This is a genomic window from Actomonas spartinae, from assembly GCF_051209155.1.
In the GTDB taxonomy this organism is placed as follows: Bacteria; Verrucomicrobiota; Verrucomicrobiia; order Opitutales; family Opitutaceae; genus Actomonas.
The window spans coordinates 275,060-297,655 of the sequence record NZ_JBPJGB010000002.1; the positions used below are offsets into that span (position 1 = coordinate 275,060).

Sequence of the window (22,596 nt, forward strand, 5' to 3'; positions counted from 1 at the left end):
CCCGATGGCTGAAATCCCAAATCCCACTGGGGAGGTCGCAAAAGCCGTGCGCGTGCATGCGCTGGGTTGGTTGGTGGCGGCGAACCTCGTGGGCCTGTGGCTGGCGGCCTTGTTGTTGTGGCCGAGTTGGGGCGAGGTGATCGCGCCGTTGAGTTACGGGCGCTGGATGCCGCTGCACATGAACTGGCAACTTTACGGCTGGTGCGCGCTGCCCTTGGTGGGCTTGTTGTTGCGCTGGATGCTGGTGCCGGATCATCCGCATGCGGCGAGGCATGCATGGATCGCCCTCGGCGGGTGGAGCCTGGCCTTGTTGCTCGGTGGTGTGTCGTGGTTGGGGGGCGTGACGAGTGGCAAACTGTTCCTCGACTGGCACGGCTGGGCGCGACCGCTGCTGAGCGGGGCGATGCTGGTGCTGTGGACGGTGTTGGCGGCGCACGTGTGGTGGGGTTGGAAACGCGAGGCCGGGTGGCAGCGCTGGGCGAAGGCGGCGGTGTTGCTTGGGCTGGTGATGGTGCCTCCACTCATGTGGTGGGTGGCGGGTCGCGACGTCTACCCGGCGGTCAATCGCGACAGTGGTGGCGCGACCGGCGCTGCGTTGCTCGGTTCGACGCTGGGGATTGTGGGCATTTTTGGCTTCCTGCCGCGCATGCTGGGCGTGCCCAGTCGCGGTGCGCAGGAACGTTGGTTTTGGGTGGCGTTTGGCGGGTCGGTGGCCTGTTGGCTGGCGATCGAACGCGGCGATTCCAGTCATCACGACCTGGAGCAGATTCTAGGTCTGGGGGTGTTGCTGGCCTGGGTGCCCATGCTCGGCTGGTGGTGGTGGCGGCAGGATTGGTGTGAGGCGGCCCGACCCTGGCTCAAAGCGGCGCTGGTTTGGTGGGCGCTCCTGGTGGTGAGTGGTTGGATCACGTTTTTGCCGGAGGTGTCGGAGCGCCTGAAATTCACCAACGGGCTGGTGGCGCATGCGCATCTGGCGATGGCGGGCCTGGTGACGAGCGTGAATGGCATGATTTTGAATCAGTTGGATCCCGCGCGGCCGGTGCGCCGCGGACTGGGCCTTTGGCAGGCCGGCGCGGCGGTGATGGTGGCGGTGTTGCTGGTGATGGGCTGGTTTGAGCGCGACCACGCGGCGGCGTTTTTCTTTGGCGACGCGTGGTGGGTGGACGCCGGTTACGGCGTGCGCCTTGGCGCGGGGGTGGCGATGACCCTTGCCTCGCTGCAATTGCTGGGAGAAACCCGACGATGATGTCGCCGAACCCGACGCTCAAACGCGCCCGATTGCTCGCCTTGTTGGCGGGGGCCATGGACTTTGGCACCGGCCTGGGCATGGTGTTTTTACCGAGCCTCACGCTGTCGCTCATGCTGGTGCCCGTGCCGGAAGGTGCCGCGCTGTTGTATGCGCGCTTCGTCGGCGTGTTCGTCGGGGCGGTGGGCTTGTCGTATCTGCTGGCCCTGCTGAGCGGGCGGACCGAGCGGCTGCGCGAAGTGCTGCGCTTCACGATTCCGTTCCGAGTGGGCGCAGGCAGTTTTTGTTTGGTGGCGGTGGCCACGAGCGCACTGGCGCCGATGTGGCTGAGCGTGACGGTGGCCGACTACGCCCTGGTGGCGCTGCAGACGTGGCTGCTGCGCGGCGATTGGGAGGCGCGGTCGTGATTGACGCGACGCAGGTGTCGGGTCCGGCCTCGGGCGAGACGGAATTCACCCCGGAGCGTTCAGCTTTGATCGCGGCGGGCGGCGCGATCGCGGCGACGTATTTCTATTTCCTGATCTACGCGGAGTTCGCGTTGCTCGAACTGGCGCAGCCGGTGATTGGTGCGGAAAGTTGGCGCCTGCGCGGGTTGATGTTCGCGCTCGGACTGGGCGGTTTGGTCGGCAGCATCTGGGCGGCCTGGCGCTTCAAGGTGATCTCGTTGCAGGCGCGGTTGAGCTGGTCGTTTCGCGGCTGTGCGGTCGGGGCGGCGCTGGCGGTGGGGAGCAACAGCTGGCCACTGCTGCTGATCGCGGCAATGGTGAGCGGCGGGGCGCTCGGGGCGTTGACCGTGAATCTCGCGACGAGTCTGCGGCCGGTGATCGGCACGCGGCGCCTGGGCTGGGTGATCGGCGTCGGCACCGGCGTGGCCTACGCGCTGTGCAACGTGCCGTGGATTTTTGAAGCCTCGCCGCGTTTGCAGACGATTCTGGCGGCCGTGATCGCGGCGACGGCGTCGGTGTTGTCGCCGTTTCTGATGCCATCGGAACCGTCGGTGTCACCGGAGCGTGAATACGCGCCGACCGGTTTGCTGCGCTGGGTGGCGGTGCTGCTCATGTTGGTGTGGCTGGATTCGGCGGCGTTTTATGTGATCCAGCACGAAGCGGGTTTGAAGGAACAGACGTGGACGGGCGCGGCGCACCTGTGGGGCAATGCGTTCGTGCACCTCGGTCTGGCCCTCGTGGCCGGCTGGTGGCTGGACCGCGGCGGGCGGGTGCTGCCGGCGGTGGGGGCGTTTGGGTTGCTGGCGGCGGGTTGTCTGCTGCTGGGCGGGGCGGGTGAGGCCGGCGCGGCGTGGCTCTACACCGCCGGGGTGTCGCTGTATTCGGTGCTGCTGGTGTATTACCCGGCGCGCAGCGGCCGTGCCTGGCAGGCGGCGGCGGTGTATGGCGTGGCCGGTTGGGTGGGCTCGGCGCTGGGCATCGGCATGGCGCAGGACCTGGCGCACGTGCCGGGGGCGTTCCTCGCAGTGGCGGGCTTGGTGATTTTGGTGATGCTGGGCTGGCGCTGGCAGGCGCTGCGGGTGGTGGCGCTGGGCCTGGTGATGGTGGGGATGGCGGGGAGCGATTTGCAGGCGGGGGAGATGACGGGCGAAAAGTCCGACCCCCAGGTGCGGCTTGGCCGTGAGGTGTATATCGCGGAGGGGTGCATCCACTGCCATTCGCAGTATCTGCGGCCGACGGTCGCGGCCGAGCGCGAGCAGGTTGAAGGCCTGCGGATTGAGCCGGGCACGCCGCCGTTGTTTGGCAACCGCCGGCAGGGACCGGACCTGATGTTGATCGGGCGGCGGCTGCCGAGTGCGGAGTGGCACACGCTACATTTGCAGAATCCGCGGGCGGTGCGGCCGGGTTCGCGCATGCCGAGTTACGCGCATTTGTTTGCGGCAGGCGACGAACGGGGTCCTGCTCTGGTGCGGTATCTGTTGAGCCTCGGAACCGAAGACATGCGATGAAGATTCTGGTCGTAGAAGATGAGCGCAAGGTGGGGCAGTTCGTGGCCCAGGCGCTGAGTGAACAAAGCTACACGACCAAACTGGTGGGCACGCTGGCGGCGGCGCGGGATGCGTTGGCGGAATCGCCCTATGACGCGATCGTGCTGGACCTGGGTTTGCCGGATGGCGACGGGTTGGGCTTGTTGCGCGAATGGCGGGCGACCGGGTTCAACGAACCGGTACTCATCCTCAGCGCGCGCGACGCGGTGACTGATCGCATCGCGGGACTCAATTTTGGGGCCGACGATTACCTACCGAAGCCCTTCAGCGTGGACGAATTGGTGGCGCGGGTGCGTTCGCTGTTGCGGCGGCACGGCAACGCGCCACGGGTTACGGCGCTGGAACGCAAAGGGGTGCACCTGGACCTGCTGGGCCGCACGGTCAGCGTGGACGGGGTGGAGGTGGAACTGACCAATCGTGAGTTCGCGCTGCTGGAATTGTTCATGCAGAACGCGGGCCGGGTGCTGACGCGCACCCTGATCGCGGAGAAGGTGTGGGAAGCGTCCTACGACATGGAGACCAATCTGATCGACGTCTACGTGCGGCGACTGCGGCGAAAGTTGGAGCCGGAGGGCACGGCGCCGCGGTTCAAGACCGTGCGCGGTTCGGGGTATCAAATGTTATGATACGCTCCTTCACCTTTCGCACGACGCTTTGGTTCGCCGCCCTGGTGACGGGCATCCTGGCGGTGGCGCTGGCGGTGGGCGGGTGGTTGTTGGATCGGCAGGTGGTCCGGGGGTTGGAGCTGCTGCACGAGGTGGAGGCGGAGGAGCTGGGCGAGCTGCTGGGCAACAATGCCGAAATGTCGACGGCGGAGATTAGGGAGCGCATCGAGCACGACGCCGACAGTGACGCCGAGTTGTTTTTTATCCAGGTGCGCGACCGTGATGGCATGGTGCGGTTTCGGTCGGAAAACCTGGCGGAAACCGTGCTGCCGGACTGGTCGCAGCGCGGTCCCCACTGGACCTACACCTTGCCGGGCATCGGGCCGGTGCATGTGACGGGCGCGACGGAAGGGCCGTGGGTTCTCCAGATCGCGAGTCGGCTCGAGCCGAACAAACGATTGCTGCGCGACTACCTGCGCGTGGCGGGCCTGCTGGTGCTGGGCGGCGCGGCGGTTTCGATGGCGCTGGGCTGGGGCTTCACCCGGCTCACGCTGGCGCCGATCCGCTCCATCGAACGCACGGCGCGGCGCATCGGAGGCGACAACTTGAGCGAGCGTATTCCGGTGCCGGCTGGCAGCGATGAACTGGCGGATTTGTCCCGGCTGCTGAACGAAACCTTCGCGCGGATCGAAGCGGCCTTCGACCAGGTGCGGCGGTTCACCGCCGATGCGTCCCATGAGCTCAAGACGCCGCTTTCCCTGATCAAGTTGAACGCCGAAAAGCTACGCGAGCGGGTCGATGGCGATGCGGATGGCGAGGCGGCGCTCAACGACGTGCTCGAAGAGATCGAGCGCCTGCACCAAATCATCGAGCACCTGCTCTTCCTCTCCAAGGCCGAGAGTGGCGTGCTGAAGCTCGAATACGAGCGGCTCGCGCTGCCCGATTGGCTCAATGAGTGGCTGGAGGACGCGCAGGTGCTCGCCGAGGATGCCGGGGTGAACTTTGCAATGGAGGCGAAGGGCGCGTGCGCGATTCGTGGGGTGCCGAGCCTACTGCGGCAGTTGCTGTTCAACCTGTTCAGCAATGCGCTCAAGTTCAGCCCGCGGCGGGGCGCGATCACTCTGCAGGTGCGGAGTGGGGACGGGGGGTGCGAGATTGAGTTGGCCGACGAGGGGCCGGGATTGCCCGAAGAGCAACTGACCCGTGTGTTCGATCGGTTTGTGCGTTATGAACCAGCGACGAAGGATCCCTTTGGGCAGCGCAAGCTGGGCCATGGTCTCGGACTCGCGATCTGCAAGAGCATCGTGGAGCTCCACGGTGGAACGATCCGCGCGGAAAACCGCCGTGACCGCAGCGGCCTGCGGGTGGTCGTGCGGTTGCCGGCGGGGTGATCGAGCAAGCGTTCAACTCACCGGGGTCAACGACCCCGGTCACAGCGCCGTCTGAATTGTAGCCGGGCTCGTTGAGCCCGGACTGTTTCATCCGGATCAGGGGAAGAGCTGATCCAGCTCCTTGTCCGCGTCGATGAAGCGGATGGCGGCAATGGTGCCGTCGTCGTTGAAATCAAAGACGGTCAACTTGCCCTTTTGCTCCGGGTAACGGTCGAGCAGGTGCTCGTCGTCGCCGAGCAGGATGCGGTGCGGATACTTCTTCATCTTGGGCATGGCGAACATGCGACCGATGCCGGGCATGCCGTAGATGTTGGCGAGGAAGACGGCGTTCTTCTCTTCGAGCCAAGTGGCGCCCTTCTTTTCAAAGTAGCGGTTGGCATCCTTGCCCGTGCCCATGGTGAAGCTCACCACGAGGTGCTTGGTGCCAAGCGCCGGCGAGACGCGCGCGTCCTTCTCATGCTGATCCTTGGTGCTGAAAGGGACGAACTTGTCGCCCACTTCGTAAGTGTCGGCGGGGGCGTCGGCGGCGCCGAGGGCGGCCGCGAAAAGGGGCAACAGAACGAGGGTGACAAGGTTGCGGGCAACGTGAGGCATCAACATGGCGGTTAACGGACTGAGGTTGGGGAAGACTTCAGGCAAGCTGAGCCGTTCGGGTCAGTTCTGCAAATCGGGGCGATTGATCGGCGATCAGGGCGGCGGCTTCCCAGCGCGACCATGGTGAGAAGGTCGCGAATTCACCGGTGTCAGTGGCGTCGATCGGCGCGATGCAGGCTTCGGCGAACCCCGCCCAATCGACCCAACGCACGGCGGCGACCTCGGCCGGATGCGGCGTGACGGGACCATCGTAGTAGCCGACGAAGACCGGGCAGATTTCGTTTTCCCACAGATCGGCCCAGCGCGCGCGATAGCGGAAATGCGGCAGCGCGAGCGAGAGCTCGATGGGCGCGGTGACGCCCATTTCGTAAGCCAGCCGGCGGCGGGCGGCGGCGAGGAGCGATTCACCGGGCAAGGGGTGACCGCAACAGGCGTTGGACCAGACGCCGGGCCAGGTTGGTTTGTGCAGGGCGCGTTGCTGAAAAAGCGCGCGACCCTGCCCATCGAAGAGGAAGATCGAGAACGCCAGGTGCAGCGGAGTATGCGCGTGGTGCACGGTGGCTTTGAGCTCCGTGCCGATGGGTTGGCCATGGTCGTCGACGAGGACGACGCGTTCTTCGAGTGGGTTCACGCGGGGGACCTTAGGTCGACGCCGTGAACCTGAAGTGAACGCTGCATGAATTTTTGTTCACGCAGCGGGGCCGCCCCGACCGTTCAACCCGCTTGACGCTTCGCCAACAACAGGCGCTGCAGGAGGATGAAGATCAGGAGCAAGAGACCCACCACGATGCGCATCCACGATGAATCGAGCCGGCCGTCGAAGAGGATCGCGGCCTGAATCACGCTGAAGATGAGCACGCCCAGCAAGGTGCCGAAAATATGCCCTCGGCCGCCGGCCAGCAGGGTGCCGCCGATGACCACGACGGCGATGGCGTCGAGCTCCAGGCCAATGCCTGTCGCGGGGTTGCCGGAGCCGGTGTAGAGGGTCACCACGATGCCGGCGGTGGCGGCGAGGGCACCGTTCACGGCGTAGGCGGCGATCTTGGTGGCGCCGACCGGCAGGCCCATGAGGCGGGCGGAGTTTTCGTTGCTGCCGATGGCGAGCAGGTTGCGGCCGAAGCGCGTGTGGTGTGCGACCACGTAGACCACGATGACCGCGATGATGAAGAGCAGGCCGCCGAAAGGCAGGTCCATGAATCCGAGCGGCACGTAGATGTCGCTCAGGCGGCGATACAACTCGTGTTCGATCGGCACCGATTCCTCGCTGATGGCGAAACCGAGGCCACGGGCGAAGAACATGCCGGCCAGCGTCACAAGAAACGGCGGCAACTCGCAGCGCTCGATGAGTCCGCCCATCAGCAGGCCGAGGGTCGTGCCGGCCAGCACCGCAACGGCCCACGCCGGGATCGGTGACCAACCGTGGCCGCTGATGAGGGTGGCGGTGAGGATGGAGGTGAAACCGATCACCGAACCGACCGAGAGGTCGATGCCGCCGGTGAAGATGACGAGCGTCATGCCCAGCGCGCAGATGCCGAGGAAGGCGTTGTCGGCAAAAAGATTAGCCACCACCCGGCCGCTGAAGAACCCGTCGTAGCGGAAGCCGGCGGTCAGATAGAGCGCCAGCAGCACGGCGGCGGTCACGAAGACCGGCAGGTTGCGTTGGAAGGTGTTCTTCATGCGGTCACCTCCGGTTTGCGGCCCTTGAAGAGCTGCATGAAGCGGCGGCGCAGGGCGGGCACCTGCAGCAACGAGACCACGATGATGAGGATGGCCTTGGGCACGGGCGCGACCGCGGGGGGCACGCCGAAGTAGAACATGCTGAGCGTGAGCGTCTGCAGGAAGAGCGCGCCGATGAGGGAGCCGAGCAGGTAGAAGCGGCCGCCGGTGAGCGCGGTGCCGCCGATGACGACGGCGAAGATGGCGTCGAGTTCCATGTTGATGCCGGCCTGGTAGGCATCGGCGGCGGCGATGTGCGAGGCGGCGAGCGCACCGGTCAGTCCGGCGCAGGCCCCGCAGGCGATGTAGGCCAGGGCCTTGGTGCGGGCAGCGGCGACACCGGCGAAGTGGCTGGCAGTGGCGTTGTCGCCCACGGCTTCAAGGAAGAGGCCGGCGGCGGTTTTGCGCAGGGCAAGATGGGTGAGGCCAAAGAGCGCCAGCACGAGCAGCGCCGCGAAGGGCAGGCCGAGGAGGTGACCTTTGGCGAGAAACTCAAAGCCGGGGCTGTCGAAGAGGATGACGTTGCCGCCGGTGATGAGCTGGGCCACGCCGCGACCGGCGACCATCAGGATGAGGGTGGCGACGATGGGCTGGATGCCGAGGCGGGCCACGAGGATGGCGTTGAGTCCGCCGGCGACGAGCCCCGTGCCGAGCGCGGCGAGCACGACGAGCGGCACCGGCACGTCGCGCACCAGCAACTGCGCGCAGACCGAGGCGCTGACCGCGACGACGGAGCCGACGGAGAGGTCAACGCCGCCCGTGGCGATGACCAGGGTCATGCCCAGCGCGAGCAGCATGACGCGCGAGCCTTGGTTGAAGATGTCCACCGGGGTGCCGTAGAGGTGGCCGTCGACGGTGGAAATCTGCAGGAAGCCCGGGTCGAAGATCGCGTTGACCACGATGAGCAGCACGAGGCCGATGGCGGGCCACCAGACGGGGGAACGTTTGTTCATGACGACGACCCTCCGGCCATGTGGTGGAGCAGATTGGGCAAGGTGATGTCATCGCCGCGGAACTCGGCGACCGTCTCGCGCTCCCGCAGCACGAAGACGCGGTGGCAGTTGCGCACCACTTCCTCGATTTCGGAGGAGATAAAAATGACGGCGAGGCCCTCGGCGCGGAGCTTGGCGATGAGGTTCTCGATTTCCTGTTTGGCGCCGATGTCGATGCCGCGGGTGGGTTCGTCGAGGATGAGCAGGCGCGGCTGTGTCGCGAGCCAGCGGGCGAGCAACACCTTCTGCTGGTTGCCGCCGGAGAGCGTGCCGATCGGCACCTCGGCGTCGGCGGTCTTGATGCGCAGGGCCTTGATGAAACGGTCGCAGAGCTCCTCCTGTTCGGCGCGGGAGAGCGGCTTGGCGGCGCCGCGGCGGGCTTGCAGGGCGAGGATGAGGTTCTCGCGGACAGTGAGGTTGGGCAGGATGCCCTCGGTCTTGCGGTCCTCGGAGCAGAAGCCGATGCCCTCGCGCACGGCCTTGCGCGGGTCGAGTTTGGCGAGCGGCGCGCCGCCGAGGGTGATTTCGCCGGCTTCGGCGGGGTCGACGCCGAAGAGCACGCGGGCGGTCTCGGTGCGGCCGGAGCCGAGCAGGCCGGCGAGGCCGGTGACTTCGCCGGGCGCGGCCGCGATGGTGACGGGGCCGAGGGCGGCGGTGCGTTTGAGACCGTTGGCGGTGAGCAGGTCGGCCGGGCGTTCGCCAGCGGCGGTGGTCGGCGCGTGATCCTCCGCCTTCACCTCGCGACCGAGCATGTGGCCGACGAGTTTTAGCCGCGGCAGTTCGGCGGTGAGGAACTCGCCGACCAAGGTGCCGTTGCGCAGGACGGTGATGCGATCGGTGACTGCGTAAACCTGATCGAGAAAGTGGGTGACGAACACGATGCCCATGCCCTCGTCGCGGAGCTGGCGCATGATGCGGAAGAGTTCCTCGACCTCGTGTTCGTCGAGCGAGGCGGTGGGTTCATCGAGGATGAGGACCTTGGCGTCGATATCGAGGGCGCGGGCGATGGCGACCATCTGCTGGAGCGCGACCGAGAGCGAGCCGAGTTCGGCGTCGACGTCGCAGGTGATGCCGAGACGGGCGAGGGCGGCGCGGGCGCGGGCGCGCATGGCTTTCCAGTTGATGAAGCCAAACTTCCCGGGCTGGCGGCCAAGGGCGATGTTTTCGGCGACGCTCAGCGACGGGACCAGGTTGACCTCCTGGTAGACCGTGCTGATGCCGGCGTTCTCGGCTTCGCGGGGCGACTGCGGGTGAATGGGCTGGCCGTCGAGGGCGAAGGAGCCGCCGTCGGACGGGTGGACGCCGGTGAGGACCTTGATGAGGGTCGACTTGCCGGCGCCGTTTTCCCCGAGCAGCGCGTGCACCTCCCCGCGGCGCACGGTGAAGTCGACGCCATCGAGAGCGATGACGCCGGGAAACCGTTTGCCGATGCCGCGGAGGGCGAGGAGAGGTGTGTCGCTCACGCGGGCGAAGGCAAAGTGGGGTTAGTATTGGCGGGTCGGCAACGCAGCGGCGGCGTTGGTGGCGTCGAAGAGTTCGTCCTTGTTGTAGGACTTCTTCGGCACTTCCTGGCCGGCCAGGATGGCCTCGATCGTGTCGTAGATCTTGGGACCGAAGAGCGGGTTGCACTCGACAGTGCAGTTGATCTTACCGTCGGCCACGGCCTGCACGGCCTCTTTGATGGCGTCGATGGAGACGATCATGATGTCCTTGCCGGGCTGCTTGCCGGCTTCCTCGATGGCCTGGATGGCGCCGAGGGCCATGTCATCGTTGTGGGCGTAAACGATCTCGATCGCGTCGCCGTGGGTCTTGAGCATGGCCTCCATGACGGTCTTGCCCTCGGCGCGGCGGAAGTTGCCGGTCTGGGAGTCGATGATGGTGAACTCGGGGTGCTTGGCGATGGCGTCGGCGAAGGCCTTGCGGCGCTCGTTGGCGGCGGCGGAACCGGGCTCGCCCTGCAGTTCGACGATCTTGGTGCGGCCGTTGGCGTTGGCGGCGAGCCAGTCGGCGGCCATGCGGCCTTCCTCGTAGAAGTCGGAACCGATGAAGGCGGCGTAGAGCGACTCATCGGAGGTGGCGACGGAGCGGTCCATCACGACCACCGGAATGTTGGCGCGCTTGGCCTCGCGCAGCACGGGGTCCCAACCGGTCTCAACGATCGGGGCGAGCACGATGGCGTCGACGCCCTGGGCGATGAAGGAACGCACGGCGCGGATCTGGTTTTCCTGCTTGGACTGGCCATCGGCGAACTTCAGGTCGATGCCGCGCTTCTCGGCCTCGTTGCGCAGGGAATTGGTGTTGGCGGTGCGCCAAGCGCTCTCGGCGCCGGTCTGGGCGAAGCCGACCGTGAGCTGCTTTTCACCGGAGGCGGCGGCGGAGGAGTCGGAGCCGGATTTGCTGCAGGCGGTGAAGCCGAGCAGGAGCGCGGCGGAAAAGGCGAGGGAAGCAAGGGGGCGAAGGGTCATGTGGAGGGGTGGTTGAGGGGAGACAGTCGGCCGCACCGTAGAGGCGTGGGCCCACTGGGCACAGGATATTCGACAGTAGAAATGCGCAGGTTGAGTTTGAAAGTGGAGGCGTGAGTTGACCGTTAGATCGATCGCCTCCGACTCTCGTGATCACCGTCGGCGCTTCGCTCCGTCCACGGGCTGCCAGCTGGTGCCGCTCCGTTGCCAGGAGGTGGTGCCCTGCAGGGCGAACAGATGGATCCAGCCGTGGCGGAACAGGCGCTCCACCTCGGGATGGCGTTGCAGGACCGCCTCGATGCGATCGGGTTCCGCCTCGATGAACACACTGAGTCGGCGCGGTTCGTGGCGGAATTGGTCGCCGTCGTGGATCGATTGCAGGGGCAGGCCCACGCGGAGATCACCGCTGTTGCCCTCGAGGGCGCCAAGGCCGCCGACGATGTTGTGCAGGGTCTTGTCGCCGGCGCCGTAGCGGACCGGGTCGACGCGGGAGGCATAGTATTGCAGGTTGATCCAACTGGCCACGACCACCGGAGCGGTAAGGATGAGGGCAAGGACCTGATCCTCCGGATCTTCATCCGGGCGGTAGTCGTGCAGGAACACGCGCCCGCCAAGATTCAGTCCGGTGGTGCGATCCCGCGGCGCGGCGACGATCGCGGCGTTGTTGGCGAGTCCCCACTCGGGGCGCACTTGGGAGGGATCGGTCGCACGCTCGCGCAGTTGGGCCAGCAAGGTGGAGTCGGGCGAGGTGGCGGCGTCGCGGATGCCAAGGCCCGGCGCACGTTCGGTGCGGCAAGCGGCGCTGGCCGTCTCCAGTGCGCGGCGCAGGTCCCGCAAGTCTGTGGTGTGGGAGGCGGGGACGTCGGCCTCGTCGAACAGCGTGATTTCGTCGGTCGTGGTGTGGTGCAGCCCGGCGACGAACCACGTATCGTCGGGGATCTTGATCCCGCGCTTGGTCAGACCCGCGCGCGCGGCGGGGTCGTTCAGCGTGGCGGCGGCGAGTCGGGCGTTGACGTCGCCGGCGTGGCCGCCGCAGGCGCCGCAGTCGAGGCCCGAGGCGTAGGGATTGTTGGCGCTGCTGCTGCCGTGGCCGCAGACGAGCACGAGGCGGGCAAAGTTGCGCGTGAGGCTCATGTTGCGCAGGGCGCCGGCGGCGAGGTCGACGCGTTGCGCGAGCGGCAGGTCCGGGCTGAGGCGCGGACTCACCCGCGAGCAGCTGCGGCCCGAGGAGGCCTGGCCCTTGACCAAGGCCGGAGCGAAGGCGAGGCCAACCGCCTCGACGAAGGAGAAGCAGGAGATGGCGGAATTTTGAAAGGCCTTCCAGGCGCCGGCGGCGGCGCGTTTGGCGCGGGAGGCGGGCACGGCGGCCGGCGGGATGTTGTCGTCGCTCTCCAGTGGCGGCACCAGCAGGGCGGGGCAGCGCGGGGTCGTGCCGGTCTCGATGCCGGCCCGGTGGGCGACGGGAAAGCCGAAAAACCCGGCGAAACCGATGGTTTGGGCGCTCGGAGCGGCCGCCTCGAGGTGGCGCCGCAGGACTTCGGAGCGCACGTCGATGCAGAAGATCGCTTGGAAGTCGGGCCGGCTGGAGACGGCGGGCGACCCGGCCGGCGCGGCGGTGAGATCACGGGCGAGCTGGCACTGGTAGCCGCGTTCGTAGGCGGCCTGCCAGCGGACGAGGGCGTCGAGGTTGGGCGCGTCGGCGGCCGCGGCACGCGGGCGCTGCCAGTTGGTTTTGAAGTTCGGATCCTCGCCGAAGACCGCATGCAAGGCGTCGTCGTAGGCGATCCGCACGGCGAGCAGGTCGCGCAGGAGCGGATTTTCCCGGCCACGCAAGGCGTCCTCGCGCACTTGATATTGGGCGTGGCCGGCCCAACCGCTGATGGTGAGCAATTGCCGGTGGAGGAAGTCGGCCGGTGCGACCCCGGGTGGGGCGATGCGGGCGAGGCAGGTCGCGATGACGGCGTCGGGATCGGCGGGCAAGGCGCGGATGCGGGCGCGGAAGCCCTTCAGTCCGAAGGCTTCGGGATTGCCATCCACTTCGGCTGCGGCCCGCCAGGAAGCGAACAGGCCGGTGGTCGAGGCGCGGGCCTGCCAGGTGGTCTGGTTCTCATCGAAGAACACGCCGCACCACTTGGAAATCTCGTCGACCACAAACCGGCCCCAATGCGCGTGGGGCAGGTCGGCGTCGAGTTCCTCGGCGACACTCAGGACGGGCGACAAACTCTCGCGGGAGGTGTCTGAGTCGTTCAACGCCGCCAACAGGCGCTCGACCGGCCAGTCGGTGTCGGCGACCGCGGCGAGGTCGGACGCGGTGATCGCACCCCGCTCCCAAGCGGCCCGATAGTCCGCGGGGCTTTGCACGGGTGCGGCGCCGACGTTGCGTTGCAGGAGGTCGCAGGCTTCGGCGAAGGGGAGGTCGGTCAGGCCGAGAAACGGGTTGACGGCGACGAAATGCTTGAGCGGCCAGAGTGGCGCGATCCGGCTCATGGCGGTGCGGGCGGCCGCGGCGGCTTCGGCCGGAGACACGTCGGAAGGGGAAGCGGAGGTGGCGAGGAGCGTGGACATGAAGGGAAGGAGGCGGTCGTTCAGGATTGGGCGGAGCGCGGCCAGAGGCGGTTGAGGCAGCGGTTGGCGAGGGTGCCGATGTAGAAGCCGTTGAGCACGTGGACGTGCAGGCGTCGGCCCCAGGGCGAATGCGGCGCGCGCCAGACCAGACTTTGCACGAGGAACAGGCCGACAAAGGCCAGCGCCAGGCTCACGACCAGCGCCGTGGGGGGCTGGTGGACGGGGAAGCCGGTGAAGAAGGCTTGGGCGAGGCCGTGCAGGGCGAAGCTGGCGATGGCCAGGCCGACCATGGCGGCGGCGCCGCCGAGGGCAGCGGCCAGGCCGCCCCCGGAAGACCAGGTGCGGGTGAGGCCGTAGGCGAGAGCCAGCCCCACCACGAGGGTGAAGAGCGCCGGAGGATGGATCGCAGTCGGCGCGAGCAGATGGAGGGCGGTGGCCCCGCCGGCGGTGAGCAGGGCCGCCCCGAGCAGGCCACCGAGCAGGGCGCCGGTGGGCAGCGGCACGGCGGCGCGGGGCACGGCTCCGACGGTCGACCCGGCGCGCAGGAAGGCGTGGGCCTTGTAGAGCGAGTGCGCGACGATGTGCAGGAGCGCGAGACCGAAGGCGCCGAGGCCGCATTGCAGCAACATGAAGCCCATCTGCGCGATGGTGGAGTAGGCGAGGGCGCGCTTCACGCTCGGTTGGGTGAGCATGACCACCGCACCGAAGCCGGCGGTCACCGCACCGACAACCGCGAGGACATGAAGCGCCTGCGGGGCGTGCACCATGAGCGGGCTCAGACGCAGGATGAGGAACCCACCGCCGTTGATGATGCCAGCGTGCATGAGGGCGGACACCGGCGTGGGCGTCTCCATCGTGTCGGGCAACCAGCTGTGAAAGGGAAACTGGGCCGATTTGAGGGCGGCGCAGAGAATCAGAAACCACGCCGCGAGCGGCAAAGGCGCGGTGTCGCCGCCGGCGGCTTGGGCGAACAAGGCCGCGAGATCCGTGGTGCCGTAGTGGCGGTAGAGCACGATGAGCGCGGCGAGCAGCGAGAGGTCGCCGAGACGGCTCACGACAAATTTCTTGCGGGCCGAGAACACCGCGCCGGGGCGTTGCGGAAAATGGAGCAGCAGGCGGTGCAGCGCGAGGCTGTTGGCGACCCAAGCCAGCAACATGAGGCCCAGCGTGCCGGCGAGCACCAGGGTGAGCACGGCGGCGAGGGTGAAGTGGATCCACGCGAGGAAACGCGGCCGGCGGGCGTCACCGGCAAGGTAGGGCAGCGAAAAGTGACTCACGACCGCGCCGAGAAAGGCGACGAGCGCGACCATGGTGGCGCTGAGCAGGTCGAGCCGGAGCCCAAGGTGTTGCCAGCTGGGATCCGCCGGGGCCCAGAGGGTGGCTTGGATCGGTCCGATGCTCAGGTAGGCGATCAAGGCCGCCAGTCCTGCGGCCAGGCCGGCGATCTGACCGATGCGGGCGATCGCTTGGTCGTGCCCGGCGGTGGCGCGCAGGAGCAGCAGGCCGACGGCCAGCGGCATGAGCGGAATGGCGAGCAGGAGGAGCGATAAACCGGAGTGCATCGCTGGCACCATAACGATCGACGTTGTTTTAGTCGACTACATCATCTAAAACCAAAGGTTAGATATTCTAAAACGAATGGCCTTCCTCAATCTTCACCATCTGCGGTATTTCCGGGTGATCGCGCAGGAGCGCAGCATCGCCCGGGCGGCCGATCGCCTCAACCTCTCGAAACCCGCGCTCAGTATTCAGCTGAAGCAGTTGGAGCAAAGCCTCGGGAAACTCTTGTTTGAACGGCGGCGCGGGGGGTTGGAGCTGACGGAGGCGGGACGGACGGCCTTGGAATACGCCGACGTCATCGGGCGGGCGGGCGATGAGTTGCAGGAAGTGATGCAGCACGGGTCGGCGGCGGTGAACGAAGTCCTGCGGGTCGGCGCGGTCGCGACGCTTTCGCGCAACTTCTTGTTGGAATTTCTGCGGCCGGCCCTGCACCGCCCGGGACTGGAGGTGGTGGTGCGCAGTGGCAGCCTGCGGGAATTGCTGGTGCAGTTGCACGCCCACCAAGTCGATCTGGTGTTGTCCAATCACCCGGCGCGGGGCGACGTGAAGTCGGCCCATCACAGTCACCTTTTGGCCGAGCAGGCGGTGGGTTTGGTCGGAGTGCCGGAGTGGAAGCGCAAGCGCCTGCGCTTTCCGGAGAGTTTCGCGGATCTGCCGCTGCTGCTGCCCAGTCTGGAGAGCAACATTCGCGTCGGGTTTGATGTGCTGCTGGCGGCGGCTGGCGTGCGACCGCGCATCATCGCCGAGGTCGACGACATGGCCACGCTGCGCCTGCTGGCGCGCGAAGGCGAAGGCCTGGCACTGGTGCCGACCGTGGTGGTGCGCGACGAGCTGGAAAGCGGGGAGCTGGTCGAGACGCATCCGATCCCGCAGTTGCGGGAAACCTTTTACGCGATCACCCCGACGCGCCGGCTGCCGAATCGCTTGGTCGAAGACATGGTCGGTCGGCTGAAACCGACCGCGAGTTAGCCTCGGTTTAGAAACCGAGGCGCTGGCGGGCGCGGTCGGTGATGACGGCGACGGCAGGATGGTGGATCCGGCGCTCGGTGGTGATGGCAAAAAACTCGTCGCGACAACGCTCGGTGCTGCCGAAGGCCTGGAGGTCGTAGCGCGCGGCGGCTTCCTCCGCCACGACGGTCGGCATGGCGATGAATCCGCGGCCTTCGGCAGCCACGACCTTCATCAGCGCCGCGTCCTCAAAGTCGGCGACGGCGCGGGGGCGGATCTTGAGTTCCTGAAACCAGCGCTCCAGCGAACGGCGCAGCGAAGTCGACTCCGCCGGGAGCAGCGCGGGGGCACCTTGCAGGGAGTAGGGGAAACCGCGTTTGAGTTTCACGGCCAGCGCTGGCTTGGCGCAGAAGGTGATGCCGGAGTCGCCCAGCTTGTGGCTGAAGGCGCGGACACGGTGGGCGCTGGAGACCGGTTCGTCGGCCAACACAATGTCGAGGCGGTGGGCGGAGAGCTGGCCGAGCAGGTCCTCGATCTTCCCCTCCCGGCAGATCACGTGGATTGTTTGATCGAGTCCGAAGACGGGACGAAGAATCTCATTGGTCACGAGTTTGGGCAGGGCGTCAGCCACGCCGACGTGCAGGCGCACGGCCTCCGCAGTCGGGCGCTGGCGGACGGCGTTGCTCAGTTCCTGGCCAAGCGAAAAGATTTCGTTGGCGTAGCGCAGGACGATCTGGCCGACGTCCGTGAGCACGTTGGCGCGGCCCTGGCGGCGAAACAGTTTTTCCCCGAGCGCGGCCTCCAGTTCGTGGATCTGGGCGGAAATCGAGGGCTGCGAAACCCGCAGTTTTTCCGCGGCGGCGCGCAGACTGCCTTCCCGCGCGACGACCCAGAATTTCTGGAGGTGGAGGTAGTTGATCCAGTCCGGGTTCATGGGTCGCAAACAATTAGGTTAAACCGAATAAACAAATAAAAACTAAGTATAAGACGAAACGAGAGCTTGGGCCTATCTTCATGACATCTGGCTCCGCTGCTCCTGGCGGGGTCGGCAACCCTCCATCTTCCGCGCGCATGCAACTCTCACTCCGCTATCTTCACCTGCCGGCCGACCCGGCGTTCGACGCGCTCATCGAGCGTTCCCTTCGTGCGCTCAGCACAGCCTCTCGCATCGACGAGGCGTGGGTTACGGTGGAGCAGCGGTCCGACGAAAGTCCGGCCTTTGTCACCTCGATCAAGGCAGTCGTGCCCGGTCCGGATTTTCAGGTCGAGATGCGCGACCACACACCGCGGCAGGCCATCCTGCGGGCGCTGGCCATGTTGGAGCAGCGTATGCGCAAACGGTGTTTGCGCCGGGCGCGGCAGCGGATCTCGCACCGCAAGCACGAGGCCAATTTTCGCATCGGCCGCCGTTCGCGCTGACCGCGCGAAGTTCTTTCCCGACCCCGCGCACCACGTGTCCCTGCCGTCGTTTTGAAGACGCGATGGTGGGGCGGGTGGTGAGACGGGCCGCGGACCCTTGGCCCAACCCCAAAGCAACGGACCCGGCAGCCCTTCAGGGTTGCCGGGTCTTTTCTTCGGTCGAGCCGCCCGGCAGGTCTTGGCGGCGATAGAGGGTCGGAGGCAGGCCGCTCCAGCGTTTGAAGGCGGTGGAGAAGGCATGCACTGAACCGAAGCCGACCTGCGTGGCGACGGTTTCCACGGTGGCATTGGTGGCCCGCAGGAGCACGCCGGCGCGGTGCATGCGCAGGCGGGTAAGGTAGTTGGCCGGACTGCGGCGATAGTGCCGATGGCACAGCCGCCGGAGGTGTTCTTCACTCACGGCGGCGAGACGGGCCATTTTTTGCATGTTCCAAGGGTGGGCGAGGTCTTGTTCGACTTCTCGCCAAAGTCGGCTCAAGCGGTTGTCGGACTGGGTGTGGCCGATCAGGCGGTGGGTGTGGGTCTGGAGCAAGGTCACCCATGCCTGCATGGTCGCGGGTTCGCCGACCCCGAAGGCCTCGCGCACCATGAGTCGCACGGTCTCGGCAAAGTCGCTGACGTCGGCGCTGACCAAACGCGTGCGGTCGCCATCGATCAAGGGTGGTCCGTTGCGGTCGTTGGCAAAGATCCAGGATATTTCCCAGGGTTGGTCCCCGACCGCCTCAAACGCGTGCGTTTGCCCGCTGGGGGCGAGCAGCACCTGACCCGGTCGCCACGGGACCACTTTGCCGTCGATGACCGCGCGCCCTTCGCCCGCGGTGCACACCACCACATGGGCGAAAAGCGACGGTTGGCGGACCATGCGGTAGGGCGGCCGCACCTCACTTTGGCCAACCCACGCGAAGCGGCCGCGTCGGAGCTGCGGGAATTGTTCGGGCGAAATCACCCGTTCGACCGAGTCCGGCCCCAGGATGTGGGTTTCGCGCAAGGGTTGGAGGGCTGGGAGCATGGCGAAAGGGGAGGGTTTGGCGTAAGATGCTCGCTCTTTTGTCGGCAATGCGAAAGCGTCGCCGTCCCCACTAGCCCCTCGAATTCATGAAGCGAATCGTTCCCCTCCTAACTGCTCTCGGTGCCATGACCTCGTCGCTCTTCGCCGCCTCCACTGTGAAGATTGACCTGCAGGCCAAGGCCGAGGACGACATCAATCCCTACATTTACGGCCAGTTCATCGAGCACCTGGGTCGCTGCATTTACGGCGGCATCTGGGCGGAAATGCTCGAGGACCGTAAGTTCTATTTCCCGGTCACGGCCGACTACGATCCCTACAAGGATCTCGTCGACACCAACTTTCCCGTGGTCGGCGCCTCGCCTTGGGAGATCGTCGGCGACGCCGCCGGCGTGACGATGATCACGGAAGACTCTTTTGTTGGTAAGCACACCCCGCGGATCGCCTCGGGCCACGGTATCCGCCAGCATGATCTCGCGTTGCGCGCGGGCATGGATTACCCGGGTTACATCTGGGTCGAGCCGCTCGGGACCACCCCGGCCACCGTGACGGTGAGCCTCTCCTGGGACGGTGGCGCGGACAGTGCGACCTTTGAGGTGCCGGCCAACGGCGGCTACATCAAGCGCGAGTTCCGTTTCACCGCGACCGCCGCCACGGAGAAGGCCACCCTCACCATCCACGCCGACGCCGGCGACATCATGCTCGGCACCGCGTCGATCATGCCGGGCGACAATGTCAACGGCATGCGAGCCGACACGCTGGCGCTGCTCAAGGATCTCAACGGTTCCATCTACCGCTGGCCGGGCGGCAACTTCGCCTCCGGATACGACTGGCGCGACGGCATCGGCGACCGTGACCGTCGTCCGCCTCGCAAGAACCCGGCCTGGACCGGCGTCGAGCACAACGACTTCGGCACCGATGAGTTCATCGCGTTCTGCCGCGAGATCAACGCCGAGCCCTCCATCGCCGCCAACACCGGTTTCGGCGACGCCTATTCCGCCGCCCAGTGGGTGGAGTATTGTAACGGTTCCGCGGATACCACTGCCGGCGCCTGGCGCGCCCAGAACGCGACCGCCGAACCCTATGACGTGAAGGTCTGGTGCGTCGGCAACGAGATGTTCGGCACTTGGCAGCTCGGCTTCATGCAGATCTCCCAATACGTGCTGAAGCACAACCAGGTCGCCGAGGCGATGTGGGCCAAGGATCCGACCCTGCACCTCGTGGCCGTCGGCGAACTTGGTGGCATCAACCGCGCCAACGACCCGGAGCAGGTTCGCGTCGGCAAGGGTTGGACCGAGCGTATGTTTGAGGCCAGCGCCGACTACATGACGGAAATTTCGGAGCACTTCTACTCCGGTCGCACACCCTTCGGCGCGATGCGCGATGAGATCGGTCTCGTGGAGCACGTGGCCGAGATCAAGGATGCCATCCGCAAGAAGGTCGACGGCCACCGCGAGCTCCAGGCCCGCGTCAAGGAATTGAACGGCCGCATCATCCCCATCTCGATGGACGAGTGGAACTACTGGCACCGCGATTACGACTACGGTGAACTCGGTTGCACCTACCGCGTCGACGACGGTCTCGGCATTGCCGCCGGTCTGCACGAATACTACCGCAACACCGACATGGTGCAGCTGGCCTTCTATGCCCAGACGGTGAACGTGATCGGCGCGATCAAGACCTCCAAGACCGCCGCGGAGATGGAGACCACCGGTCTCGTGCTCCAGCTCTACCGCGAGCACTACGGCACCCAGCCCATCCAGCTCGACGCCGCCGACATTGATGCGCCGCTCGACATCGCCGCCGCGCTCACCGCCGACGGCAAGACCCTGACGGTCGGCATCGTCAACCCGACCGAGTCCGCCGTCAGCGTGCCGCTCGCCATCAGCTCCGGCATGGTGGCCGGTGAGGCGACCCGTTACGTCATCGCGGGCGAGCATCGCCACCAGCACAACACCCCGGGTGAGCCCCGCGTGATCGACATCGTCGAGACCGCCGGCATCGACGCCGGTCAGGCGCTGGAAGTTCCCGCCCTGGGCGTGGCGCTCTTCACCATCCCGGTGAAGTAAACGACGTATTCAGTTTATAAAGACGAGGGCGGCCTTTGGGCCGCCCTTTTTGTTTTCCTGGCGGGCATCACTTCCGCGGCAGGGCCCGCGTGTCGCCGACCGAGATGCCGCCGTCGACCAGCAGGGTTTGGCCGGTGACGTAGGCGCTCGCATCGCTGGCGAGGTAAATGAGCGTGCCGTCGAGGTCGCCGGGCCCACCGGGGCGGCGGAGCGGGATCCGATCGGTGAGATACTTCACCCACTCCGCATCCTCATACATGACGGCGTTCTGGGCCGTCTTGAACCAGCCGGGCGCGAGGCAGTTGACCGTGACACCGTCCGGTCCCCAATCCGCCGCCAAGCTCATGGTCAGCTGGCGGATGCCGCCGCGACTGGCGCCGTAGGGGCCGAGCCCGGCGTAACCGGCCACACTGGTGACGGAACCGATGTTGATGATGCGGCCGTAACCACGGTCGCACATGCCTTTGGCCAGGGACTGCGCGACAAAGAAGGCGCCCCGCAGATTGGTATCCAAAATCTGGTTCCAGTCGTCCCACGTCACCTCGGCGGCGGGTTTGCGGACGTTGCAACCGGCGTTGTTGACGAGGATGTCGACGCGGCCGAACCCCGCTTCGATTGTCGCGCAGGCGGCGCGGATGCTGGCCTCTTCGCGCACGTCGAGGGCGACGGGCAGGGCGGTGCGGCCCAGATCGCGGATCTCGGCCGCGGTGTCCGCGAGGTCATTCATTTTGCGTGCCGTGATGGCGACGTCGGCACCCGCGGCGGCGAGGGCGCGGGCGAAACCACGGCCCAGGCCGCGACTCGCGCCCGTGACGACGGCGAACTTGCCGGTGAGGTCGAAGGCGTCGGGAGCACTCATGGTTGCAGGATCACTTTGAGGTGTTGGCTCCCGTCGGGGGCGGTGAGGCGAGCAAACCACGCGGCTCCGTCCTCCAGCGAAGCCACGGCGGAGGTGAGGGTGGCGACGTCGATGGCGCCGCTGGCAATGAGCTCCAGGGCTCGCGGATATTCGTCGGTCGAACCGCAGCTGCCGAGCACGTCGATTTCACCGGTCACGACCTTTTGCAGGGGAAAGCGCACCTCGGGCGCGACGTTGCCGACGAGCACAACCTGTCCGCCGAGCCGGGTGGCGGTGATCGCGAGTTGCACGGTAGCGTCGATCCCCACGACTTCGAACACCACATCGGCCCCGGTTTCGCCGGTGAGGGCTCGGAGTTGGTCGGCGCCGGCTCCTTCGCTGGTGTCGAGCACGTCGGTCGCGCCGAGTTGGCGGGCGATCTCCAGTCGGGCGCCGGACCGATCGACCGCGATGATGTGTTTCACGCCGGCGATGCACAGGGCCTGGATGACGAGCAGCCCGATCATGCCGCTGCCAACCACCACGGCGATGCTGTCGGGCTGCAATCGGGCGCGGCCGACGGCATGCAGGGCAATGGTGGTGGGTTCGGCAAAGGCGGCCTGGGCGTAGCTCAGCTCGTCGGGGAGCCGAAAGAGGATGTTGGCCGGCAGGGCGAGATATTCGGCGAAGGCGCCGTGCTGCCGATAGCTGCCGGGAGAGACGCCCACCACGCGGCGGGTGGCGCACAGGTTGGTCGCGCCGCGGGTGCAGGCCGGGCAGGTGCCGCAGTGGATCATCGAGTCAAAGGTCACGCGGTCGCCGACGGTCCACCCGGTTACCTCGGCGCCAAGTTGCACGATCTCGCCGGCGGCCTCGTGGCCCATGATGAGGGGTGGTTGGCGGCGTCCGCTGGAGCCATCCCAACCGTGCAGGTCGCTGCCGCAGATGCCGCAGGCGCGGATGCGCAGCAACACCTCACCGGGCGCGGGCTCGGGTTGGGGGTGGTCGACCAGCTCAAGCTGGGACGGGGCGGTGAGCAGCAGGGCTTTCATCGGAGGGGTGTAGCGAGCACGGACTGGCGACGGCGGATGCGCAAGGTCGGGTTCCGGGGGCGGTGTTTAACGATGGCTTCGCTTCGGGCGCGGGAGGTCGGACGACAGTTGCGGGAAGAGGTGGGTGGCCTAGAACGAAC

At 66.7% G+C, this 22,596-nt stretch carries 20 protein-coding genes; 8 read left to right on the forward strand and 12 right to left on the reverse strand.

Annotated features, from left to right (window positions below):
* Positions 1 to 4 precede the first annotated feature (4 nt).
* From AC0MRV_RS09225 to AC0MRV_RS09245, 5 genes are read left to right on the forward strand one after another with little or no spacing between them, the layout of a single operon-like run.
* A complete protein-coding gene (locus AC0MRV_RS09225; protein ID WP_472764173.1) occupies positions 5 to 1,246 on the forward strand; it encodes a hypothetical protein in 1,242 nt (413 codons plus the stop codon).
* Entirely contained in the window at positions 1,243 to 1,653 is a 411-nt protein-coding gene (locus AC0MRV_RS09230; RefSeq protein WP_472764174.1) for a hypothetical protein, read from the forward strand. The genes AC0MRV_RS09225 and AC0MRV_RS09230 overlap by 4 nt, the downstream gene beginning before the upstream one ends.
* Positions 1,650 to 3,200: a cbb3-type cytochrome c oxidase subunit II gene (locus tag AC0MRV_RS09235; RefSeq protein ID WP_472764175.1), complete on the forward strand. Its 1,551-nt coding sequence runs from the start codon at positions 1,650 to 1,652 to the stop codon at positions 3,198 to 3,200. Before AC0MRV_RS09230 ends, AC0MRV_RS09235 begins: the two co-directional genes overlap by 4 nt.
* Positions 3,197 to 3,865: a response regulator transcription factor gene (locus AC0MRV_RS09240; protein WP_472764176.1), complete on the forward strand. Its 669-nt coding sequence runs from the start codon at positions 3,197 to 3,199 to the stop codon at positions 3,863 to 3,865. The genes AC0MRV_RS09235 and AC0MRV_RS09240 overlap by 4 nt, the downstream gene beginning before the upstream one ends.
* Positions 3,862 to 5,235: a sensor histidine kinase gene (locus AC0MRV_RS09245; protein ID WP_472764177.1), complete on the forward strand. Its 1,374-nt coding sequence runs from the start codon at positions 3,862 to 3,864 to the stop codon at positions 5,233 to 5,235. Before AC0MRV_RS09240 ends, AC0MRV_RS09245 begins: the two co-directional genes overlap by 4 nt.
* Positions 5,236 to 5,331: 96 nt before the next feature.
* On the opposite strand, the gene AC0MRV_RS09250 is transcribed toward AC0MRV_RS09245, so the two are convergent.
* From AC0MRV_RS09250 to AC0MRV_RS09285, 8 genes are all read right to left on the reverse strand, one after another.
* Positions 5,332 to 5,835, reverse strand: coding sequence for a hypothetical protein (locus AC0MRV_RS09250; protein ID WP_472764178.1), 504 nt, complete (start codon positions 5,833 to 5,835; stop codon positions 5,332 to 5,334).
* A 31-nt stretch (positions 5,836 to 5,866) separates the two neighbouring features.
* Positions 5,867 to 6,460 (reverse strand): isopentenyl-diphosphate Delta-isomerase, encoded by a 594-nt coding sequence (gene idi, locus AC0MRV_RS09255; RefSeq protein WP_472764179.1) that lies wholly within the window; start codon positions 6,458 to 6,460, stop codon positions 5,867 to 5,869.
* Between the two features lie 83 nt (positions 6,461 to 6,543).
* Positions 6,544 to 7,506: a galactofuranose ABC transporter, permease protein YjfF gene (yjfF, locus tag AC0MRV_RS09260; RefSeq protein WP_472764180.1), complete on the reverse strand. Its 963-nt coding sequence runs from the start codon at positions 7,504 to 7,506 to the stop codon at positions 6,544 to 6,546.
* Positions 7,503 to 8,498: an ABC transporter permease gene (locus AC0MRV_RS09265; protein WP_472764181.1), complete on the reverse strand. Its 996-nt coding sequence runs from the start codon at positions 8,496 to 8,498 to the stop codon at positions 7,503 to 7,505. The genes yjfF and AC0MRV_RS09265 overlap by 4 nt, the downstream gene beginning before the upstream one ends.
* Positions 8,495 to 10,000, reverse strand: coding sequence for a sugar ABC transporter ATP-binding protein (locus tag AC0MRV_RS09270; RefSeq protein WP_472764182.1), 1,506 nt, complete (start codon positions 9,998 to 10,000; stop codon positions 8,495 to 8,497). The genes AC0MRV_RS09265 and AC0MRV_RS09270 overlap by 4 nt, the downstream gene beginning before the upstream one ends.
* Before the next feature lie 21 nt (positions 10,001 to 10,021).
* Positions 10,022 to 11,002: an ABC transporter substrate-binding protein gene (locus tag AC0MRV_RS09275; protein ID WP_472764183.1), complete on the reverse strand. Its 981-nt coding sequence runs from the start codon at positions 11,000 to 11,002 to the stop codon at positions 10,022 to 10,024.
* Between the two features lie 150 nt (positions 11,003 to 11,152).
* Positions 11,153 to 13,564, reverse strand: coding sequence for a YbcC family protein (locus tag AC0MRV_RS09280; protein WP_472764184.1), 2,412 nt, complete (start codon positions 13,562 to 13,564; stop codon positions 11,153 to 11,155).
* A gap of 20 nt (positions 13,565 to 13,584) precedes the next feature.
* Positions 13,585 to 15,126: a proton-conducting transporter transmembrane domain-containing protein gene (locus AC0MRV_RS09285; protein WP_472764185.1), complete on the reverse strand. Its 1,542-nt coding sequence runs from the start codon at positions 15,124 to 15,126 to the stop codon at positions 13,585 to 13,587.
* A gap of 76 nt (positions 15,127 to 15,202) precedes the next feature.
* Here AC0MRV_RS09285 and AC0MRV_RS09290 point away from each other — a divergent pair, with 76 nt between their 5' ends.
* Entirely contained in the window at positions 15,203 to 16,093 is an 891-nt protein-coding gene (locus AC0MRV_RS09290) for a LysR family transcriptional regulator (RefSeq protein WP_472764186.1), read from the forward strand.
* A gap of 7 nt (positions 16,094 to 16,100) precedes the next feature.
* On the opposite strand, the gene nhaR is transcribed toward AC0MRV_RS09290, so the two are convergent.
* Entirely contained in the window at positions 16,101 to 17,006 is a 906-nt protein-coding gene (gene nhaR, locus AC0MRV_RS09295) for a transcriptional activator NhaR (protein ID WP_472764187.1), read from the reverse strand.
* A gap of 137 nt (positions 17,007 to 17,143) precedes the next feature.
* Here nhaR and AC0MRV_RS09300 point away from each other — a divergent pair, with 137 nt between their 5' ends.
* Positions 17,144 to 17,491, forward strand: a complete 348-nt coding sequence (locus AC0MRV_RS09300; protein ID WP_472764188.1) for an HPF/RaiA family ribosome-associated protein — start codon at positions 17,144 to 17,146, stop codon at positions 17,489 to 17,491.
* A 133-nt stretch (positions 17,492 to 17,624) separates the two neighbouring features.
* On the opposite strand, the gene AC0MRV_RS09305 is transcribed toward AC0MRV_RS09300, so the two are convergent.
* Positions 17,625 to 18,500 carry a helix-turn-helix domain-containing protein gene (locus tag AC0MRV_RS09305; protein WP_472764189.1) on the reverse strand — a complete coding sequence of 292 codons (876 nt, stop codon included), beginning with the start codon at positions 18,498 to 18,500 and terminating at the stop codon, positions 17,625 to 17,627.
* A 125-nt stretch (positions 18,501 to 18,625) separates the two neighbouring features.
* Between AC0MRV_RS09305 and AC0MRV_RS09310 the strand changes: the two genes are divergently transcribed.
* Entirely contained in the window at positions 18,626 to 20,566 is a 1,941-nt protein-coding gene (locus AC0MRV_RS09310) for an alpha-L-arabinofuranosidase C-terminal domain-containing protein (RefSeq protein ID WP_472764190.1), read from the forward strand.
* Positions 20,567 to 20,633: 67 nt separating this feature from the next.
* Here AC0MRV_RS09310 and AC0MRV_RS09315 read toward each other — a convergent pair whose 3' ends face one another.
* Positions 20,634 to 21,425, reverse strand: a complete 792-nt coding sequence (locus AC0MRV_RS09315) for an SDR family NAD(P)-dependent oxidoreductase (protein ID WP_472764191.1) — start codon at positions 21,423 to 21,425, stop codon at positions 20,634 to 20,636.
* Positions 21,422 to 22,456 (reverse strand): zinc-dependent alcohol dehydrogenase, encoded by a 1,035-nt coding sequence (locus AC0MRV_RS09320; RefSeq protein WP_472764192.1) that lies wholly within the window; start codon positions 22,454 to 22,456, stop codon positions 21,422 to 21,424. Before AC0MRV_RS09320 ends, AC0MRV_RS09315 begins: the two co-directional genes overlap by 4 nt.
* Positions 22,457 to 22,596: the final 140 nt, after the last annotated feature.

What these genes read in the sequence shown, in the direction of transcription:
- AC0MRV_RS09245 (WP_472764177.1), top strand. Translation starts at nt 3,862, where the DNA reads ATGATACGCTCCTTCACCTTTCGCACGACGCTTTGGTTCGCCGCCCTG.
- AC0MRV_RS09300 (WP_472764188.1), top strand. Translation starts at nt 17,144, where the DNA reads ATGCAACTCTCACTCCGCTATCTTCACCTGCCGGCCGACCCGGCGTTC.
- yjfF (WP_472764180.1), bottom strand. Translation starts at nt 7,506, where the DNA reads ATGAAGAACACCTTCCAACGCAACCTGCCGGTCTTCGTGACCGCCGCC.
- AC0MRV_RS09315 (WP_472764191.1), bottom strand. Translation starts at nt 21,425, where the DNA reads ATGAGTGCTCCCGACGCCTTCGACCTCACCGGCAAGTTCGCCGTCGTC.
- AC0MRV_RS09310 (WP_472764190.1), top strand. Translation starts at nt 18,626, where the DNA reads ATGACCTCGTCGCTCTTCGCCGCCTCCACTGTGAAGATTGACCTGCAG.
- nhaR (WP_472764187.1), bottom strand. Translation starts at nt 17,006, where the DNA reads ATGAACCCGGACTGGATCAACTACCTCCACCTCCAGAAATTCTGGGTC.
- AC0MRV_RS09250 (WP_472764178.1), bottom strand. Translation starts at nt 5,835, where the DNA reads ATGTTGATGCCTCACGTTGCCCGCAACCTTGTCACCCTCGTTCTGTTG.
- AC0MRV_RS09305 (WP_472764189.1), bottom strand. Translation starts at nt 18,500, where the DNA reads ATGCTCCCAGCCCTCCAACCCTTGCGCGAAACCCACATCCTGGGGCCG.
- AC0MRV_RS09285 (WP_472764185.1), bottom strand. Translation starts at nt 15,126, where the DNA reads ATGCACTCCGGTTTATCGCTCCTCCTGCTCGCCATTCCGCTCATGCCG.
- AC0MRV_RS09280 (WP_472764184.1), bottom strand. Translation starts at nt 13,564, where the DNA reads ATGTCCACGCTCCTCGCCACCTCCGCTTCCCCTTCCGACGTGTCTCCG.
- AC0MRV_RS09265 (WP_472764181.1), bottom strand. Translation starts at nt 8,498, where the DNA reads ATGAACAAACGTTCCCCCGTCTGGTGGCCCGCCATCGGCCTCGTGCTG.
- AC0MRV_RS09225 (WP_472764173.1), top strand. Translation starts at nt 5, where the DNA reads ATGGCTGAAATCCCAAATCCCACTGGGGAGGTCGCAAAAGCCGTGCGC.
- AC0MRV_RS09230 (WP_472764174.1), top strand. Translation starts at nt 1,243, where the DNA reads ATGATGTCGCCGAACCCGACGCTCAAACGCGCCCGATTGCTCGCCTTG.
- AC0MRV_RS09290 (WP_472764186.1), top strand. Translation starts at nt 15,203, where the DNA reads ATGGCCTTCCTCAATCTTCACCATCTGCGGTATTTCCGGGTGATCGCG.
- AC0MRV_RS09320 (WP_472764192.1), bottom strand. Translation starts at nt 22,456, where the DNA reads ATGAAAGCCCTGCTGCTCACCGCCCCGTCCCAGCTTGAGCTGGTCGAC.
- AC0MRV_RS09275 (WP_472764183.1), bottom strand. Translation starts at nt 11,002, where the DNA reads ATGACCCTTCGCCCCCTTGCTTCCCTCGCCTTTTCCGCCGCGCTCCTG.
- AC0MRV_RS09240 (WP_472764176.1), top strand. Translation starts at nt 3,197, where the DNA reads ATGAAGATTCTGGTCGTAGAAGATGAGCGCAAGGTGGGGCAGTTCGTG.